11 protein-coding genes and 2 riboswitches are annotated in these 16,040 nt (G+C 72.6%); of the genes, 8 read left to right on the top strand and 3 right to left on the bottom strand.

From position 1 onward, the window contains the following. Positions 1–24 precede the first annotated feature (24 nt). From QMG39_RS13230 to QMG39_RS13210, 5 genes are all read left to right on the top strand, one after another. Positions 25–828: a CPBP family intramembrane glutamic endopeptidase gene (locus QMG39_RS13230; protein ID WP_281885738.1), complete on the top strand. Its 804-nt coding sequence runs from the start codon at positions 25–27 to the stop codon at positions 826–828. 173 nt (positions 829–1,001) lie between these two features. Then, complete coding sequence (locus QMG39_RS13225) at positions 1,002–1,214, top strand: hypothetical protein (protein ID WP_281885736.1); 213 nt, start codon at positions 1,002–1,004, stop codon at positions 1,212–1,214. Between the two features lie 142 nt (positions 1,215–1,356). Next, positions 1,357–4,194 carry a helix-turn-helix transcriptional regulator gene (locus QMG39_RS13220; protein WP_281885734.1) on the top strand — a complete coding sequence of 946 codons (2,838 nt, stop codon included), beginning with the start codon at positions 1,357–1,359 and terminating at the stop codon, positions 4,192–4,194. Positions 4,195–4,415: 221 nt separating this feature from the next. Next, on the top strand, positions 4,416–4,655 hold the full coding sequence (locus QMG39_RS13215; protein WP_281885732.1) for a hypothetical protein: 240 nt from the start codon (positions 4,416–4,418) through the stop codon (positions 4,653–4,655). Positions 4,656–4,744: 89 nt separating this feature from the next. Then, positions 4,745–7,564 (top strand): ATP-binding protein, encoded by a 2,820-nt coding sequence (locus QMG39_RS13210; protein WP_281885730.1) that lies wholly within the window; start codon positions 4,745–4,747, stop codon positions 7,562–7,564. 30 nt (positions 7,565–7,594) lie between these two features. Here QMG39_RS13210 and gcvP read toward each other — a convergent pair whose 3' ends face one another. The 3 genes from gcvP to gcvT form a co-directional block, all read right to left on the bottom strand. After that, a complete protein-coding gene (gcvP, locus tag QMG39_RS13205; protein ID WP_373878353.1) occupies positions 7,595–10,393 on the bottom strand; it encodes an aminomethyl-transferring glycine dehydrogenase in 2,799 nt (932 codons plus the stop codon). A 68-nt stretch (positions 10,394–10,461) separates the two neighbouring features. Beyond that, positions 10,462–10,860: a glycine cleavage system protein GcvH gene (gene gcvH, locus QMG39_RS13200; RefSeq protein WP_281885727.1), complete on the bottom strand. Its 399-nt coding sequence runs from the start codon at positions 10,858–10,860 to the stop codon at positions 10,462–10,464. Positions 10,861–10,947: 87 nt separating this feature from the next. Continuing rightward, positions 10,948–12,096, bottom strand: a complete 1,149-nt coding sequence (gcvT, locus tag QMG39_RS13195) for a glycine cleavage system aminomethyltransferase GcvT (protein ID WP_281885725.1) — start codon at positions 12,094–12,096, stop codon at positions 10,948–10,950. A gap of 52 nt (positions 12,097–12,148) precedes the next feature. Further along, positions 12,149–12,239, bottom strand: a riboswitch (glycine riboswitch). A gap of 1 nt (position 12,240) precedes the next feature. Continuing rightward, a riboswitch (glycine riboswitch) is annotated at positions 12,241–12,327 on the bottom strand. 710 nt (positions 12,328–13,037) lie between these two features. On the opposite strand from gcvT, the gene QMG39_RS13190 reads away from it, so the two are divergent. The 3 genes from QMG39_RS13190 (at position 13,038) to nadA (ending at position 16,039) form a co-directional block, all read left to right on the top strand. Continuing rightward, complete coding sequence (locus tag QMG39_RS13190) at positions 13,038–13,592, top strand: putative endonuclease domain-containing protein (protein WP_281885723.1); 555 nt, start codon at positions 13,038–13,040, stop codon at positions 13,590–13,592. 270 nt (positions 13,593–13,862) lie between these two features. Continuing rightward, the gene (locus tag QMG39_RS13185) at positions 13,863–14,636 is read left to right on the top strand and encodes an NUDIX hydrolase (protein ID WP_281885721.1); all 774 of its coding nucleotides are present in this window, start codon (positions 13,863–13,865) and stop codon (positions 14,634–14,636) included. Next, on the top strand, positions 14,633–16,039 hold the full coding sequence (gene nadA, locus QMG39_RS13180) for a quinolinate synthase NadA (RefSeq protein ID WP_281885719.1): 1,407 nt from the start codon (positions 14,633–14,635) through the stop codon (positions 16,037–16,039). The genes QMG39_RS13185 and nadA overlap by 4 nt, the downstream gene beginning before the upstream one ends. Position 16,040: the final 1 nt, after the last annotated feature.

Below are 16,040 nucleotides of genomic sequence, written 5' to 3'. Positions count from 1 at the left end.
TCGCAGGGAATGGGGATCGACGGCATGTGGACAAACGGTTCGACTGGATCCGCCCCAGTGGGACAAGCGTCCCACTCACGCACGATCTGGGAGCTCGTCATCGTGCTCGGGCTGTCCCTCGGGGCATCCGCCGTCTACTCCGTCGTCGCCATCACGGCCCGCCTCACCGCGGAGACGCCCCTGGGCGACCAGACGGCCTCGATCAACGCCTCGCGCTCCGACCGCGAGTGGCTCGACTTCACGTACCAGTTCCTCGACGTGTTCTTCGACCTCTTCGTGGTCGCCCTCGTGCTCTACCTGCTCTGGCAGCCCGGCCGCAGCGCCTTCCGCCGCATCGGGTTCGACCTCACCAGGCCGTGGCGCGACCTCGGCAGCGGCGTCGCGCTGGTCGCGGTCATCGGCGTGCCCGGCCTCGCGCTCTACGCAGCCGGCCGCGCGCTCGGCATCACCGTCACGGTCGTGCCGTCCCCCCTCGACACCTTCTGGTGGACCGTGCCGATCCTGGTCCTCTCCGCGCTGCGCGCGGCGCTCGTCGAGGAGGTGATCGTGGTCGGCTACCTCTTCACGCGCCTGCGCGAGCTCGGCTGGGGCACCTGGGGCATCATCGGCGCGAGCGCGCTGCTGCGCGGCACGTACCACCTGTACCAGGGCATCGGCCCGTTCGTCGGCAACGTCGCGATGGGCGTCGTCTTCGGCTGGTGCTACGCCCGCTGGGGTCGCACGATGCCGCTCGTGATCGCGCACTGGATCATCGACATGGCCTCGTTCATCGGGTATCCGCTGGCGGTCGCCTGGTGGCCGACGCTGTTCGGGGTGCCCTCGGCCTGACGTGCGCTCCACGGTGAGGTGCTGCGCCGCCTGAGGCAGCGCAGGCGCATTCTGAGGCTGATGCCGGGCAATCTGAGGCCCCATCTAGGGCACCTGCCCGATCCGGGTGAGGCACCTCAGGGAGGAATCTCGGATGCTTCGACCGATGCAGCACCGGACCCGAGGAGCAGATCATGGACTTCGCCACCACCCACGTCGCCGCCCAGCTCGACCGCCACCGCGCCGCCGACCTCGCCCTGGAGGTCGAGCGCCGCCGCCGGATCGCCGAGCGCGCCGCCGCCGCCGGCACCCCCGAGCGCGCGGGGCTCGTCGCCCGCATCCGTTCCCGCATCGCGGCAGCCCTCGCCGGCGTCCGGCTCGCCTCGCGGAACCACCGTCACGCGTGACTCCTGCCTCCCCGATCCGGATGCGCGGCCGCATGCGCCCCGGATGGGGTCGTGTGCGGCGCGGCCGGCTGTGGGACGATGGCGCCGGCAGCGCCCGCCCCGGTGCGGCACCGCCGGATGGCGCCATGGGAGGCGAGCGGACATGACCCACGTCCCAACGCGGAACACGATGGTCGGCCGTGACGCCGAGCTCACCGTGCTGCTCGACGCGGCGCACGCCGCTGCCGACGGGGACACCAGGTGCGTCGTCATCGGAGGCGAACCCGGCATCGGCAAGAGCCGCCTCGTCGAGGAGTTCCTCGCGCGCGTAGGCGACGACTCGCTCGTCCTGATCGGCCGATGCGTCGGCCTCGGCGACGACGGGCTTCCGTTCCAGCCGCTCCGCCCGATCGTGCGCCGCCTCGCAGACGTGCTCGGCGACCAGGGCCTCCGCGACGCGGCCGGCGGGACCGACGCGCTCGACGCGCTTCGCCCGGGCCGGTCCGCGAGCGGTGGCGGAGCGGGGATGCTCTACGAGGCGCTCGCCTCCGCGCTCGCCGCCACGGGAGACGAGCAGACCGTCGTGGTCGTGATCGAGGACCTGCACTGGGCTGACACGCCGTCCGTGCACGCGCTCGCCTACCTCGCCCGCGCGGCGGCGGACGCGCGCCTGCTGCTGCTGCTCACCGTGCGGACGCCCGACGTACCCCGCGGTCACGCGTTGCGCGGGGTGCTCGCCGAGCTCGAGCGACTCCCCCGGGCGGTCCGCATCGAGCTCGCGCCGCTCGACCGCGACGACGTGGCACGTCTCTGCACCGATCCTGCGCGTGCCGACGAACTGCACCGGCGCAGCGGAGGCGTGCCGTTCCTCGTCGAGGAGATGGATGCGGCGGACGCGAGTGTTCCACGTTCGCTCGACGACCTCCTCACCGCACGCTACGAATCCGTACCACCGGAGGTGCGCCGGGTGCTGCGGACCATGGCCGTGGGCGGCATACGGGTCGACCACGCCGACCTCGCCACCGCTGCTGGACTGGACGACGATGCGCTCGAGGACGCGATGCGGCAGGCGCTCGATTGCGGGCTGGTGGTCGCCGACGCGACTGCATACGCGTTCCGTCACGCACTGCTGCGCGACGTGATCGAGGGCCATCTGCTCCCCGGCGAGCGCGCACGCCACCATCGTCGCTTCGCGGAGCTGCTGGACGATCGTCGAGACGAGCGCGGCGCCGCCGTCGAGGCATCCGGTCACTGGCTCGAGGCGCGTGACTTCGACCGTTCGTTCGACGCGGCGCTGCGGGGCCTCGAGGACGCGGAATCGAGCTTCGCCCTGACCACCGCCGCCGCCATGGGCGACCGAGTCCTCGAGCTGTGGGACGTGGTCGCCGACCCCGATGGTCGAGCGGGAGACGACCGGATCGGCGTCGCACGAAGGGTTGCCGACCTGCACTCCCACGTCGGCGACGACGCACGGGCGCTCGAGTTGGTGGAGCAGTGCCTCGAGATCGTCGAGCCGGACGACCTCACCACGCGGTCCGCTCTGATCCGGGCCCAGGGAGCGCTGTGGTCCATGCTCGGGCGCCCGGGCGAGGAGCGGCTGCTCGAGCAGGCGCTCGCACTGGTCGATGCCGACGACACGCCGGCGGCACCGCTGGAGCGCGTGCGAGTGCTCACGGCACAGGCCGGTGCGTACCTGATACTCGGCGACCTCGAGCGGACGCTCGCCGCCGCCGACGCGGCGGTTGCGGAAGGTCCCGCCGCCGGCGCGGACGGCTCGGACGAGGCGGCACGAGCCGACAACCTCGCAGCGTCGGTGCTCCTCGCGTCGGGCCATGTCGAGGAATCGCTGGACCGCTTCGAGCGCTCGCTCGCGATGGACCCGGTGGCCTGGCGGAATCGGGTTCGGTACGCGGTGAACGTCTCCGACGCCATGATCCTGCTCGGGCGCCACGCGCGGGCCCGGGATCTCGCCCTCGGCGCCATCGGCGAGGCGCGTCGCCGCGGAGTGCTCGGAGCCGCGGCCGGGACCGCCCTCTCGGCCAACGCCGCCGAGGCGCTCGTCGCCCTCGGCGACTGGGAGACGGCCGACGGAGTGATCGCGACGGCCGACGTCCGGGACGAGTGGCGCGACGGACAGCGGTACTTCGAGCGCATGCGCTGGCGCATGCTGCACTGGCGGGGCGAGCTCGCCGAGGCCCGCGTCCTGCGGGAGAGGCTCGGGCGACGGCTCGCGGAGGTCGCCCGGTTCGAACGGCAGCTGCAGTTCGGCCTCGCCATCGACGAAGCCGAGGAGCTCCTTGCCGACGGCCACGCGGACCGCGCCCTCGCGGTGGTCGGTCCGCTCACCCATGACGGCATGACGGACCGCGCGGCCGACCGACTGCACCTGCTGGCCTGCGGCGCACGAGCCGTCGCCGCCCTGCGTTCCGCGGGCGCGGACGTCGGTCCCGTCGCCCGCCGCCTCTCCGCGGCCCTCTCGCCCTTGCACGATTGGGAGTCGGCACCCGCCTGGGAACCCCTCATCCGCGCGGAACTCGAACCGGACCCGGAGCGGGCAGCCGAGGGGTTCTCCGACGCCGCCTCCTCCATGCTCGACGACCACGGGCACAGACACCTGCACGCCTATTCACTCGTGCGCAGGGCCGAGAGCCTCTTGGCGAACGGTGACCGGATCGCGGCCGCAGCATCGCTGCGCGACGGCGACCACGCGGCGCGAGCGCTGGGGGCCGGCCTCATCGTGCGACTCGCCGACGACGTCGCCCGGCGCGGCGCGCTCATCCGCGAGGAGCCCCCACCCGACGACGCGCTCACCGCCCGCGAGCGGCAGGTGCTCGACCTCGTCGCCGAGGGGCTGTCGAACCGGCAGATCGGCGAGCGGCTGTTCATCAGCGGCAAGACCGTGAGCGTCCACGTCTCCGCCGTGCTGCGCAAGCTCGGGGTCTCCAGCCGCACCGAGGCCGCCGTGCTCGCCCGTACGGGTGCGGAGAGCCGCGCGTCCTGAGGCGTCGGAGCCGGCGATGCGGACCCGAGCGACCTCGGTGTCCGCACGCACGAGCGACGCTGCTGGCACCGACGCACGCGCCCGGCGGGCACCGAGCCGGTGTCCTCGCTGACCGACCACAGGACCGGTGCACGCTCCGATGCGGAGGTCGGTGGGTGGCGGCAGTCTGAAGTGGTGGCGGCGCGATCCCGACGCACCGCACACGAGGGGGAAATCGGATCATGTACTACGCGAACACCGTCATCGCCGAGTCGCTCTACGCCCACGAGGCGAAGCGCCAGGCGGTCGAGCTCGAGCACCGCCGCGTCGCCGCCGAACGCGGCCAGCTCCCGGAGCACGCCTGGCACCGCATCGACCGCGCACTCGTGCGTGCCTTCCGCCGGGCACGCCGCCGCCTGCGTATCCGGCACCTCGCCCGCGTGCACCACGACGCCGCGGTGATGCGCACCCGGCACCTCTGAACCGCACACCGGCACGCGGCCCGTGGCACCGACCGCGGGCCGCGTCGCTGTGGGAGGATGACGCCGTGGGCGCCGCACCGACTCGCAGCATGGCGGGTCGGCGCGCCGAGATGCAGGCTCTGCGCGATGCGTACGAGGCCGCGCGAGGCGGCGAGACGCGGGTCGTGCTGGTCGGCGGCGAGGCCGGCATCGGCAAGAGCCGCCTCGTCGAGGAGTTCACGTCCGGCCTCGAGGAGCCGTTCGTCGCGCGCGGCCAGTGCATCGAGCTGGCGGACGCCGGAGCGCCGCTGATCCCGATCCGCCAGGTGGTGCGCGCGCTCGTGCGCGAGTTCGGCGAGCAGGCGGCCCGCGACGCCGCCGGCCCCTCCTCCGACGCCCTCCGCACGCTCTTCCCCGGCGGCGGCGATGCCCACCCGTCCGGCGGTGCCGGCCTGCTCGAGGAGGGCTTTCTGCGACTCGTCGAGGGACTCGCCCAGCAGCGTCCGCTCGTGCTCGTCGTCGAGGACGTGCACTGGGCGGATGCCTCCACGATGGCCGTCGTCCAGTACGCCATCCGCCTGCTGCGCGACGCCCGCGCCATGCTCGTGCTCACCGCGCGCACGGCCGAACTGCCGCGCGGGCACCGCCTGCGCACCGACCTCGCCGAGCTCGACCGGCTCCGCGCCGTCTCGCGCATCGAGCTGCCGCGCCTCACCCGCGACGACGTCGCGCAGATGGCGGGCGCCGCCCACGCGGACCGGGTCGATGAGCTCTCCGAGCGGAGCGGGGGCATCCCGTTCTTCGTCGAGGAACTGCTGGGGGCCAACCCGCACGACCTGCCGCACTCGCTCACCGACCTGCTCGCCGCGCGCTACGAGCGGATGTCCGCCGACACGCGCGCGGCGCTGCGGCTGATGGCGGTCGGCGGGCTGCGCGTCGAGCACGACCTGCTCGAGATCGTGCACGACGGGGAGTCCGCGCGAATGGAGCGGGCCATCCGGGAGGCGGTCGACGGCGGCCTGGTCGTCGCAGACCGATCGGGCTACGCGTTCCGCCACGCGCTGGTTCGCGAGGTGGTCGACGGCGAGCTGATGCCCGGCGAGCGCTCGCGGCACCACGCGCGGTACGCGGAGGCGCTGCAGGACCGCCCCGGGCCGGGCGTCGACGTCGAGGTCTCGACCCACTTCCTCGCCGCCCGGCGGTTCGACGAGTCGTTCGCCGCGGCCAGGCGGGCGATCGAGGAGTCCGAGCGCACGTACGCGATGTCGACGGTCGCGGCCATGGCCGAGCGCATGATCGACATCTGGGACCAGGTGCCCGACGCCGAGGAGACCGCGGGCATGTCGCGCGTCGACCTGCTCCAGGCGGCGGCGCACGCGCATCGGGCTGCCGGCAGCGCCGTGCGCGCGATTCCCCTGACGGAACTCGCCATGGAGTCCGCGGGCGAGGACCCGCTCCTCATGGCTCGCCTGCTCGGCGACAACGGGCGCGACCTGTACCGCATCGGCGAGCCCGGCGCGCAGACGCTCATGGAGCGCGGGCTCGCGCTCATCGCCGACGACCCGTCGCATGAGGCGCTCGTGGTCCGCGCGGAGATCCTCGCGGACCTGAGCGCGGCGCACATGATGCAGGGCAGCGACGACACGCTCGACATCGCCGAGCGGGCACTCGAGGTCGGGGCATCGGTCGGCGAGGACGGTCGCCGCGCGGCCTCCATCGGCGCCAACATCGCCGGAGTCGCGCTCGTCGACCGGGGTCGCGTCGAACAGGCGATGGAGCGGTTCGCCCAGGCCCGCGAGTTCGCCGGCGACGACTGGGCCCCGCGCGTGCGCCTCGCGATCAACCTGTCGGACTCGCTGCTCCAGCTCGGCCGCTACCGCGAGGCGGTCGAGGTCGCGGAGACGGCGCTCGAGGAGGCGCGCGAACGTGGTGAGGAGCGCGGCACCGGCGTGATGCTCGCGTCGAACGCGGCCGAGCCGCTCTTCGCCATCGGCGAGTGGGACCGGGCGCGTCGTGTGCTCGAACGCACGTTGCGCTCCGACGCCCCCATGGCGTTCCGCCGGTTCCTCGAGCACATGCAGCTCTGGATGCTCGTCTGGTCGGGCGACCTCGATGCGGCGAACGACTGGAACCGGATGATCCGCGGCCGTCGCGACGAGGTCGGGCGCATCGAACGCCAGGTGGAGACCGGCGCCGCGTACGACGAGGCGGAGCTGCTGCTCGCGAACGGCGACCCCGCGGCCGCGTTCGCCCGCCTCGAGCCGATCATCTTCGACGGGCGCGACGACCGGCCCGCCGACCGGCTGCTGCTGCTCGCCCTCGCCGCGCGCATCATCGGTGCGATGCGCGATCGGGGCATCGCACCGCCGCGACCCGCCGACGACCTGCGGACCGCGCTCGAAACGCTGCAGGGCTGGGAGTCGGCGCCGGTCTGGACCGCGATCGCACTCGCCGAACTGACCGACGACCCGGCCGAGCGGGCCGGCGTCTGGCAGCCCGCGCTCGACCTCCTCGCCGAGGGGAAGGGGCACCGGCACCTGCTCGGCTACGGGCTGGTGCGCCAGGGCACCGCGCTTCTCGACGCCGGCGAGCGCGAGCGCGCCGCCGAGCGGATCGCGCAGGGGCGCGCCGAGGCCGAGGCGCTCGGCAGCGGGCTGGTCGTGCGGATGGCGGACGACGTCGCCGGCCGCGCCGGACTGCGAGTCGGCGCCCCGGAGGCGGGCGGCGCCGACGCCGAGCTCACGGCCCGCGAGCAGCAGGTGCTCGACCTCGTCGCCGCGGGCCTGTCGAACCGCGAGATCGGCGAACGCCTCTTCATCAGCGGCAAGACCGTGAGCGTGCACGTCTCCGCCGTGCTGCGGAAGCTCGGCGTGGGCTCGCGCACGGAGGCGGCAGCACTCGCCGGCGCCGCGCGGGCGAGCCGGCACTGAGGCGGCCCGCCCGAGGCATCCGCTCGGCCCCTACGCGAACGCCTCCACGGGCGGGCACGCGCAGACGAGGTTGCGGTCGCCGTAGGCCTGGTCGACGCGGCGCACCGGCGGCCAGTACTTCGTGCGCACGAGCGAGTGCACCGGGAAGACCGCCTGCTCGCGGGTGTACGGGTGCGTCCACTCGCCGACCGCGATCGACTCGGCCGTGTGCGGGGCGTTGCGCAGCGGGTTGTCGTCGGCGGGGAACTCGCCCCGGCCCACCGCGTCGGCCTCGGCCTTGATCGCGATCATCGCCTCGACGAAGCGTTCGAGCTCCGCCAGGTCCTCCGACTCGGTCGGCTCGACCATGAGCGTGCCCGCGACGGGGAACGACATGGTCGGCGCGTGGAACCCGTAGTCGATCAGGCGCTTCGCCACGTCGTCGACCGTGACGCCGGTCGCCTGGGTGAGCGGGCGCACGTCGAGGATGCACTCGTGCGCGACCAGCCCGTTGTCGCCCGTGTACAGCACCGGGAAGTGCTCGCGCAGGCGCTCCGCGACGTAGTTCGCGGCGAGCACCGCGGCGGCCGTCGCCTCGCGCAGCCCCTCGGAGCCCATCATGCGGATGTACGCCCACGAGATCGGCAGGATCGACGGGCTGCCGTAGGGCGCCGCCGAGACCGGGCCGCCGCCGTGGACGAGCTCGCGGTGGTCGGCGCGCTGGGCCATCGGGTGGCCGGGCAGGTAGGGCGCGAGGTGCGCCTTCGCCGCGACCGGGCCGACGCCGGGGCCGCCGCCGCCGTGCGGGATGCAGAACGTCTTGTGCAGGTTCAGGTGCGAGACGTCGCCGCCGAAGTCGCCGAACCGGGCGGTGCCGAGCAGTGCGTTCAGGTTCGCGCCGTCGACGTAGACCTGGCCGCCGGCGTCGTGCACGGCCTGCGTGATGTCCATCACGTCGTGCTCGTAGACGCCGTGCGTCGACGGGTAGGTGATCATGAGCGCCGCGATCTCGGCCGCGTTGGCGTCGATCTTCGCGCGCAGGTCGTCGAGGTCGACGTTGCCGCGGTCGTCGCAGGCCACGACCACCACGCGCATGCCGGCGAGCACGGCGGATGCCGCGTTGGTGCCGTGCGCGCTCTGCGGGATGAGGCACACCGTGCGCTCGGCCTCGCCGTTCGCGCGGTGGTAGCCGCGGATCGCGAGCAGGCCCGCGAGCTCGCCCTGGCTGCCCGCGTTCGGCTGCAGCGAGACGGTGTCGTACCCGGTCACCTCGGCGAGCCACGACTCGAGCTGCTCGATGAGCGCGAGCGAGCCGACCACGTCGGCCTCGGGGGCGAACGGATGCAGGTTGGCGAACTCCGGCCAGGTCACGGCCTGCATCTCGGTGGCCGCGTTGAGCTTCATGGTGCACGAGCCGAGCGGGATCATGCCGCGGTCGAGCGCGTAGTCGCGGTCGCCGAGCAGCTTCAGGTACCGCATCATCGCCGTCTCGGAGTGGTGCGTGTTGAACACCGGGTGCTCGAGGTAAGCGGTGGTGCGGCCGAGGGCGTCGGGGATCGCGGTGGCGCCGAGCGCGGCGTCGCCCCGCTCCTCGGGCCCGCCGAAGGCGCGCGTCACGAGGTGCAGCTCGTCGAACGTGGTGGTCTCGTCGACCGACACCTGCACGGTCGCCTCGTCGGCGGCCCAGAGGTGCACTCCGAGCTCGCGGGCGCGCTCGACGACGCGGTCGGCGGTGCCGGGCACGACCACGCGGATCGTGTCGAAGTAAGCGTCGTGCACGACCGTCTGGCCGAGGTCGGACAGCCACCCGGCGAGCAGGTGCGCCATGCCGGCGGTGCGGGCGGCGATCGCGCGCAGTCCGCGCGGGCCGTGGTACACCGCGTACATCGAGGCCATCACGGCGAGCAGCACCTGCGCGGTGCAGATGTTCGACGTGGCCTTCTCGCGGCGGATGTGCTGCTCGCGCGCCTGGAGGCTGAGGCGGTAGGCCGGATGCCCCGCGGCATCCTGCGACACCCCCACGAGCCGGCCGGGCAGCTGTCGTTCGAGGCCCTTCCGCACGGCCATGAAGCCGGCGTGCGGCCCGCCGAAGCCCATCGGCACGCCGAAGCGCTGCGAGGTGCCGACGGCGACGTCCGCGCCGAGCTCGCCGGGCGGGGTGACCAGCGTCGTGGCGAGGAGGTCCGCCGCGGCGACGGCGAGCCCGCCGCCCGCGTGCACGGCCTCGAACACGGCCGACGGGTCCCAGATGCGACCGGATGCCCCGGGGTACTGCACGAACACGCCGAAGCACTCCCCCAGCTCGGCCGCGTCGGTCTCGGCGAGCGGCAGCTCCGCGAGCTCGATGCCCACGGCCTCGGCGCGCGAGCGCAGCAGCGCGAGGGTCTGCGGCAGCGCGTCGGCGTCGACCACGAAGCGGCTCGTCTTCGCCTTCGATGCGCGTCGGGCCAGCAGCATCCCCTCGACCACCGCCGTGCCCTCGTCGAGCATCGACGCGTTCGCCGTGTCGAGCCCGGTGAGGTCGGCGACCATGGTCTGGAAGTTGAGCATCGCCTCGAGGCGACCCTGCGAGATCTCCGGCTGGTACGGCGTGTAGGCCGTGTACCACGACGGGTTCTCGAGCACGTTGCGCTGGATCACGGCCGGGGTGATGGTGCCGAAGTAGCCGAGGCCGATCATGGACGTGCGCTCGGTGTTCTCGTCGGCGAGCGCGCGCAGCTCGGCGAGCGCCTGGCGCTCCGTGGCCGCCTCGGGGATGGACGACGAGATGACCTCGCGCATCTGGATCGCGCTCGGCACGGCCGCGTCGACGAGCGCGTCGAGCGAGTCGTAGCCGAGCGTCGCCAGCATGAGGCGCTGGTCGTCGCGGGTGGTGCCGATGTGCCGGCGCCCGAAGGCGTCGAGGTCGTACGTGTCGCTCACTCGCCCGTGACCTCGCGGTACTGCTCGAGGCTCAGCAGGTCGGCGGGGACCTCCGCGACCGTGACCTTGATCAGCCAGCCGTCGCCGAACGGGTCGCTGTTGAGCAGCTCGGGCTCCTCGACCGCACGCTCGTTGACCTCGGTGACCGTGCCGTCGACCGGCGAGATCAGCTCGCCCACCGACTTCGTCGACTCGATCTCGCCGACGACCTCACCGGCGGCCACGGCGGTGCCCACCTCGGGCAGCTCGAGGAAGACGACGTCGCCGAGCTTGTCGGCCGCGTACGCGGTGATGCCCACCACCACGCCGCCGGCGTCGACACCCTCGGCGGGGTCCTCGTCGATCAGCACCCACTCGTGGTCGCTGGTGTACTTCAGGTCGTTCAGGTCGGTCATGGGGTTCCCCTCGGGTGGTGGTTCGCGGTGCTCGTGCGGTGCGGTTCGTGGTGGCTGGCGGGCGGCGGATGCCGGTGGGCGGCGGGATTACTTCTCGCGGCGGTAGAACGGCAGGTCGACGACGGACGCGGCGATGCGCGTGCCGCGCACGTCGACGTACAGGGTGGTGCCCGTCGCCGCGTGGCGCGGGGCGACGTAGGCCATGGCGATCGGGTGGCCCAGCGTGGGCGACAGCGCGCCGCTCGTGATCACGCCGGCCTCGGAGGCATCCGCCCCCTCGCCGTCGAAGAGCGCGTACCCGGCGCGGCCCGCGCGTCGGCCCTCGCTCGCGAGTCCGACCAGCACCGGGGCATCCGCCGCCGGCCCCTCCTCGCTCGCGGCGCGGCCGACGAAGTCGACCTCCTTGCCGAGCGCGACCACGCGGCCGAGGCCCGCCTGGGCCGGGAAGGTGTCGCGCGTGAGCTCGTGGCCGTACAGCGGCATGCCCGCCTCGAGGCGGAGCGTGTCGCGGCTCGCGAGGCCCGCCGGAACGAGTCCGTGCGCCTCGCCCGCCTCGGCGAGCGCCTCCCAGAGGGCGGGCGCCTGGTCGGGCGAGACGTAGAGCTCGAAGCCGTCCTCGCCGGTGTAGCCGGTGCGGGCGACCAGCACCGGCTGCTCGGCGAACTCGGCCGCGACGGCGCGGTAGTACTTCATGCCGCTCACGGCATCCACGAAGTCGTCGTGGTCGTTGCCGTCGCCCTGGATGCCGAATCCGGCGGTACTCGTGAGGATATCGAGCGCCTTGGGGCCCTGCACGGCGATCAGCGCCATGTCGTCGGACTCGTCGAACACCTCGCAGTCGAACGGGGCGGTGCGGGCGCGCAGCTCGTCGGCGACGTGGGCGACGTTGGCCGCGTTGGCGACGACGAGGTAGCGGTCGGCGCCGGTGCGGTAGACGACGAGGTCGTCGATCACGCCGCCGTGGCGAGCGAGCAGCAGGGTGTACTTCGCCTGGCCCTCGGCGCTGGCCGAGAGCTTCCCGGCGAGCGCGTAGTCGAGCGCGCGGTCGGCCTCGGGGCCGACGACCACGATCTCGCCCATGTGCGAGAGGTCGAACAGGCCGGCCGCCGTGCGGACCGCCTTGTGCTCGGCCAGGTCGGACGAGTAGCGCACCGGCATCTGCCAGCCCGCGAAGTCGGTGAAGGTCGCGCCGGCGGCGCGGTGGATCGCATCGAGGGGGCTCAGGCGTTCGGTCACGGAGTTCTCCTGTCGTCGCACGGCGCGCGCGGCAGTCGCCGCGGTCGAGAACTCCCCCTCTGTCATCTGCCTGAGAGTTTCACGACCCGTGGGGTCGCTTTCACCGTGGGCGGGATGCTCGTGGCATCCGCTTTTCAGAGCGGCCTGCTCGCTGCGGTCTGTGACCTGAGAGATTGGCGGGGAGGCTTGCTCCTTCGGTGCCGGCCCAGCCGGCTCTCCCGCAACGCGTCGATGGCCCGATATGCGATTGTGCGCACAGCCTACCAATCGAACCCGCGAATCCCCGCCTGCGCGCCGCTTGATCCCAGTCCGGCCCCAGACCCGTCAATCTCCTGCACTCTCGCGCCTCATGGCGCAGTTTCTTGACGGGTCTCGCGCACGACCCGTCCCCGTGGCCTCGAGACCCGTCAAGAGCCTGCGCTCCCAGCGCTGAGAACGCAGGTTCTTGACGGGTCTTGTATCGGCGACCCGGGCATTGGTCCTCCACAGGTGCGAACGGGCACTCACTCGGGGGGTGAGCGCATGCGGCACCGCCGAAGTCCGGCTCGTTGGAAGACCGTGTCCGCATGCGAAGTCCGAGCCGACTCCCCGCCGATCTCGTGTCCCGCGTGTCATTCACGACTGGGGATGCCGCGCAGCACGGCGTCGGGCATCGGCGGCTCGCCGCATCCGACATCGTGGCTCCGTTCCACGGGGTTCGGTCCGCCCAAGACGCACCACCGCTCGCGTCGGCCTATCAGGTGCGACTCGCCGAGGGCCAGTGCTTCAGCCACACCACGGCCGCACTGCTCTTGGGCTGTCCTCTCCCCCGCAGGCTGGAACGAGACCCGCGTGTCCACGTCTCGAGCGTCGGGAAGTGGCGCGGGCCCCGCACTCGCGGGGTCGTCGGGCACGAGCTGTCGAGCCGATGCACCAAGGTCATCGAGGTCGATGGTCTGCCAGTGACGGATGCTCCGACCACCTGGCGCCACCTCGCCGGGATGCTCTCCGTCGACGAGCTCATCGCGGTCGGCGACTACTTGGTGTCGCCCCGCGGGTCCTACGGCGATCTCCCTGCCCTCACCGAAGACGAGGCGCTCCAGCGTTCGATCGAGCGAACGCCGCGCCTTCGCGGAGCGGCTCGCGCCCGCGATGCACTCGTCGACGTGCGCGCGGGCGCCCGTTCACCGAAGGAGACCGAAGCTCGGCTCATGCTCTGCCGTGCAGGATTGCCGGAGCCGGTGCTGAACCACCCAGTCGTCGACGAGAAGGGCGAGCTCATCGCCGAGATCGACCTCGCGTACCCGGACGACCTTCTCGGAGTGGAGTACGAGGGCGACTCGCATCGCGAGCGCGAACGCTTCCGTCGTGACATCCGACGCATCGAACGGCTCCAGGACGCAGGCTGGCACATGATCCGCCTGACCTCGGACGACGTTGACGCGACGCTCACGACGACGGCCTCCCGCGACACGGTGGAGCGAATCGAACGCAGACTCCGCATGTCCCGCACCTGAATACCCAGAGACTCAGCCGATCTCGTTCCCGCCCCGCTGAGACCCGTCAAGAAACTGCGCTCTCCCCGCTGGGAGCGTAGTTTTCTGACGGGTCTCGAGCCACCTACGTGACCCGACGCGCAAGACCCGTCAGGAAACTGCGGTCTGGCTCGCCAGAGTGCAGGGAATTGACGGGTCTGGAAGTTCGCGGGCACGGTTTTGTGTTCGGGTCAGGGTGACACTAAGATGGCTGGGAGCTTCGAGTCAGAGTGACATTTAGGGGGTGAGCGGATGCCGGTGGAGCCCGTGCCCACGCACGACGCGCGCCTCGCCGTGTCAACGGTGATCTTCGCGCTGCGCCGCGACGAGGCATCCGGCCTGCCCTCGCTCTGGATTCCCCTCGTGCGCCGCACCCGCGACCCCTATCTCGACGACTGGGCCCTGCCCGGCGGCTGGCTGCCCGACGACGAGGAGCTGTCGGATGCCGCGGCCAGGACGCTCGGCGAGACGACCGGCCTCGCGCCGAAGTACCTCGAGCAGCTCTACACGTTCGGCGCCCTGGGGCGTTCCCCCGGCGGCCGCGTCGTGTCGGTCGTGTACTGGGCGCTCGTGCAGTCGGACGAGGCCGAGCGCGCCACGACCGACGAGAACGTGCGCTGGTGCGCCGCCGATGCGCTCGGCCGGCTCGCCTTCGACCACAACCGCATCGTCGAGTACGCGCTCTGGCGCCTCCGCACGAAGATGGAGTACGCGCGCATCGCGCACGCGTTCCTCGGCGACACCTTCACCCTCGCGCAGCTGCGCGAGGTGCACGAGGCCGTGCTGCAGCGCCGGCTCGACCCCGCCAACTTCCGTCGCACGATGGAAGCGTCCGGCACGCTCGTCGACACCGGCGAGCGCCTGTCGGGCACCCCGCACCGGCCGCCGAAGCTCTACCGCTACGACGCCTCGATCGACCTGGCCGACGCCGGGCCGCTCGCCAGAACCCGCGCGCTCGGCAACGGCGCGCACCCCGATCGGGGCGAGACCGACCCGATCCTGCCCCACCCGAGGATGAGAGCATGACCATCGCAACGCCCCCCGCCCGCGACGAGGCACAGGTCCGCCGCGCGGCATCCGTCGACCGCAGCATCCGGCTCATCCAGACCGGCGCGACGGCCGGCGAGACCTGCACGCCCGAGCTCGCGAAGGGACCGTGGGAGTTCGACCGCGGCCCGATCGGCTACGGCCCGGGATCGTCGATGGGCGACGTCATTCCGACCGGCTCGCCCCGCCAGGGCGACCTGCCCGAGTCGTACCGCGCCGCCTCGCAGGACGAGCTGCACGAGCGCATCGAGGCCGCGAAGGCCACGCTCGGCGACCGGGTCGTCGTGCTCGGCCACTTCTACCAGCGCGACGAGGTCGTGCGCCACGCCGACTTCGTGGGCGACTCGTTCCAGCTCGCGAACGCCGCCAAGGCGAAGCCCGAGGCCGAGGCGATCGTGTTCTGCGGCGTGCACTTCATGGCCGAGACCGCCGACATGCTGTCGACGCCCGAACAGGACGTCATCCTGCCGAACCTCGCCGCCGGCTGCTCGATGGCCGACATGGCCGACCTCGACTCGGTCATGGAGTGCTGGGAGCAGCTCGAGGAGGTCTACGGCACCGAGCCCGACGCCGACGGCCGCGTGCCGGTCATCCCGGTCACGTACATGAACTCGTCGGCGGCGCTCAAGGGCTTCTGCGGCGAGCGCGGCGGCATCGTCTGCACCTCGTCGAACGCCGAGACGGTGCTCGAGTGGGCGTTCGAGCGCGGGCAGCGCGTGCTGTTCTTCCCCGACCAGCACCTCGGCCGCAACACGGCGAAGGCGATGGGCGTGCCCCTCGAGCAGATGCCGATGTGGAACCCGCGCAAGCCGCTCGGCGGCTCGACCGAGGACGAGCTGCAGGATGCCCGCGTCATCCTCTGGCACGGCTTCTGCTCGGTGCACAAGCGCTTCACCGTCGACCAGATCGAGACCGCGCGCGCCGAGCACCCGGGCGTGCAGGTCATCGTGCACCCCGAGTGCCCGATGCCGGTGGTCGACGCCGCCGACGGTTACGGCTCGACCGACTTCATCGTGAAGGCGATCCAGGCGGCGCCGGCCGGTTCGAGCTTCGCGATCGGCACCGAGATCAACCTCGTGCAGCGTCTCGCCGCAGAGCACCCCGAGCACGAGATCTTCTGCCTCGACCCAGTGGTGTGCCCGTGCTCGACCATGTACCGCATCCACCCCGGGTACCTCGCGTGGGTGCTCGAGGAGCTCGTCGAGGGGCGCACGGTGAACCCCATCACCGTGCCCGACGAGGTGGCGGGCCACGCCCGGGTGGCACTCGAGCGGATGCTGGCGGCCAAGCCGCCCGCCGGCGCCGTCGCGAAGGCGGGCACGCGCGTCTCCGACGCGATCGCCTCGCCCGCCGCTGCGCCCGCCGCCGAGCCGACGGACTGAC

It is taken from the genome of Agromyces rhizosphaerae, assembly GCF_027925245.1.
Lineage (GTDB): Bacteria > Actinomycetota > Actinomycetes > Actinomycetales > Microbacteriaceae > Agromyces > Agromyces rhizosphaerae.
This window is presented reverse-complemented; position numbering and strand designations above follow the sequence as displayed.

What these genes read in the sequence shown, in the direction of transcription:
- QMG39_RS13230 (WP_281885738.1), top strand. Translation starts at nt 25, where the DNA reads ATGTGGACAAACGGTTCGACTGGATCCGCCCCAGTGGGACAAGCGTCC.
- QMG39_RS13225 (WP_281885736.1), top strand. Translation starts at nt 1,002, where the DNA reads ATGGACTTCGCCACCACCCACGTCGCCGCCCAGCTCGACCGCCACCGC.
- QMG39_RS13220 (WP_281885734.1), top strand. Translation starts at nt 1,357, where the DNA reads ATGACCCACGTCCCAACGCGGAACACGATGGTCGGCCGTGACGCCGAG.
- QMG39_RS13215 (WP_281885732.1), top strand. Translation starts at nt 4,416, where the DNA reads ATGTACTACGCGAACACCGTCATCGCCGAGTCGCTCTACGCCCACGAG.
- QMG39_RS13210 (WP_281885730.1), top strand. Translation starts at nt 4,745, where the DNA reads ATGGCGGGTCGGCGCGCCGAGATGCAGGCTCTGCGCGATGCGTACGAG.
- gcvP (WP_373878353.1), bottom strand. Translation starts at nt 10,393, where the DNA reads ATGCTGGCGACGCTCGGCTACGACTCGCTCGACGCGCTCGTCGACGCG.
- gcvH (WP_281885727.1), bottom strand. Translation starts at nt 10,860, where the DNA reads ATGACCGACCTGAACGACCTGAAGTACACCAGCGACCACGAGTGGGTG.
- QMG39_RS13185 (WP_281885721.1), top strand. Translation starts at nt 13,863, where the DNA reads ATGCCGGTGGAGCCCGTGCCCACGCACGACGCGCGCCTCGCCGTGTCA.
- nadA (WP_281885719.1), top strand. Translation starts at nt 14,633, where the DNA reads ATGACCATCGCAACGCCCCCCGCCCGCGACGAGGCACAGGTCCGCCGC.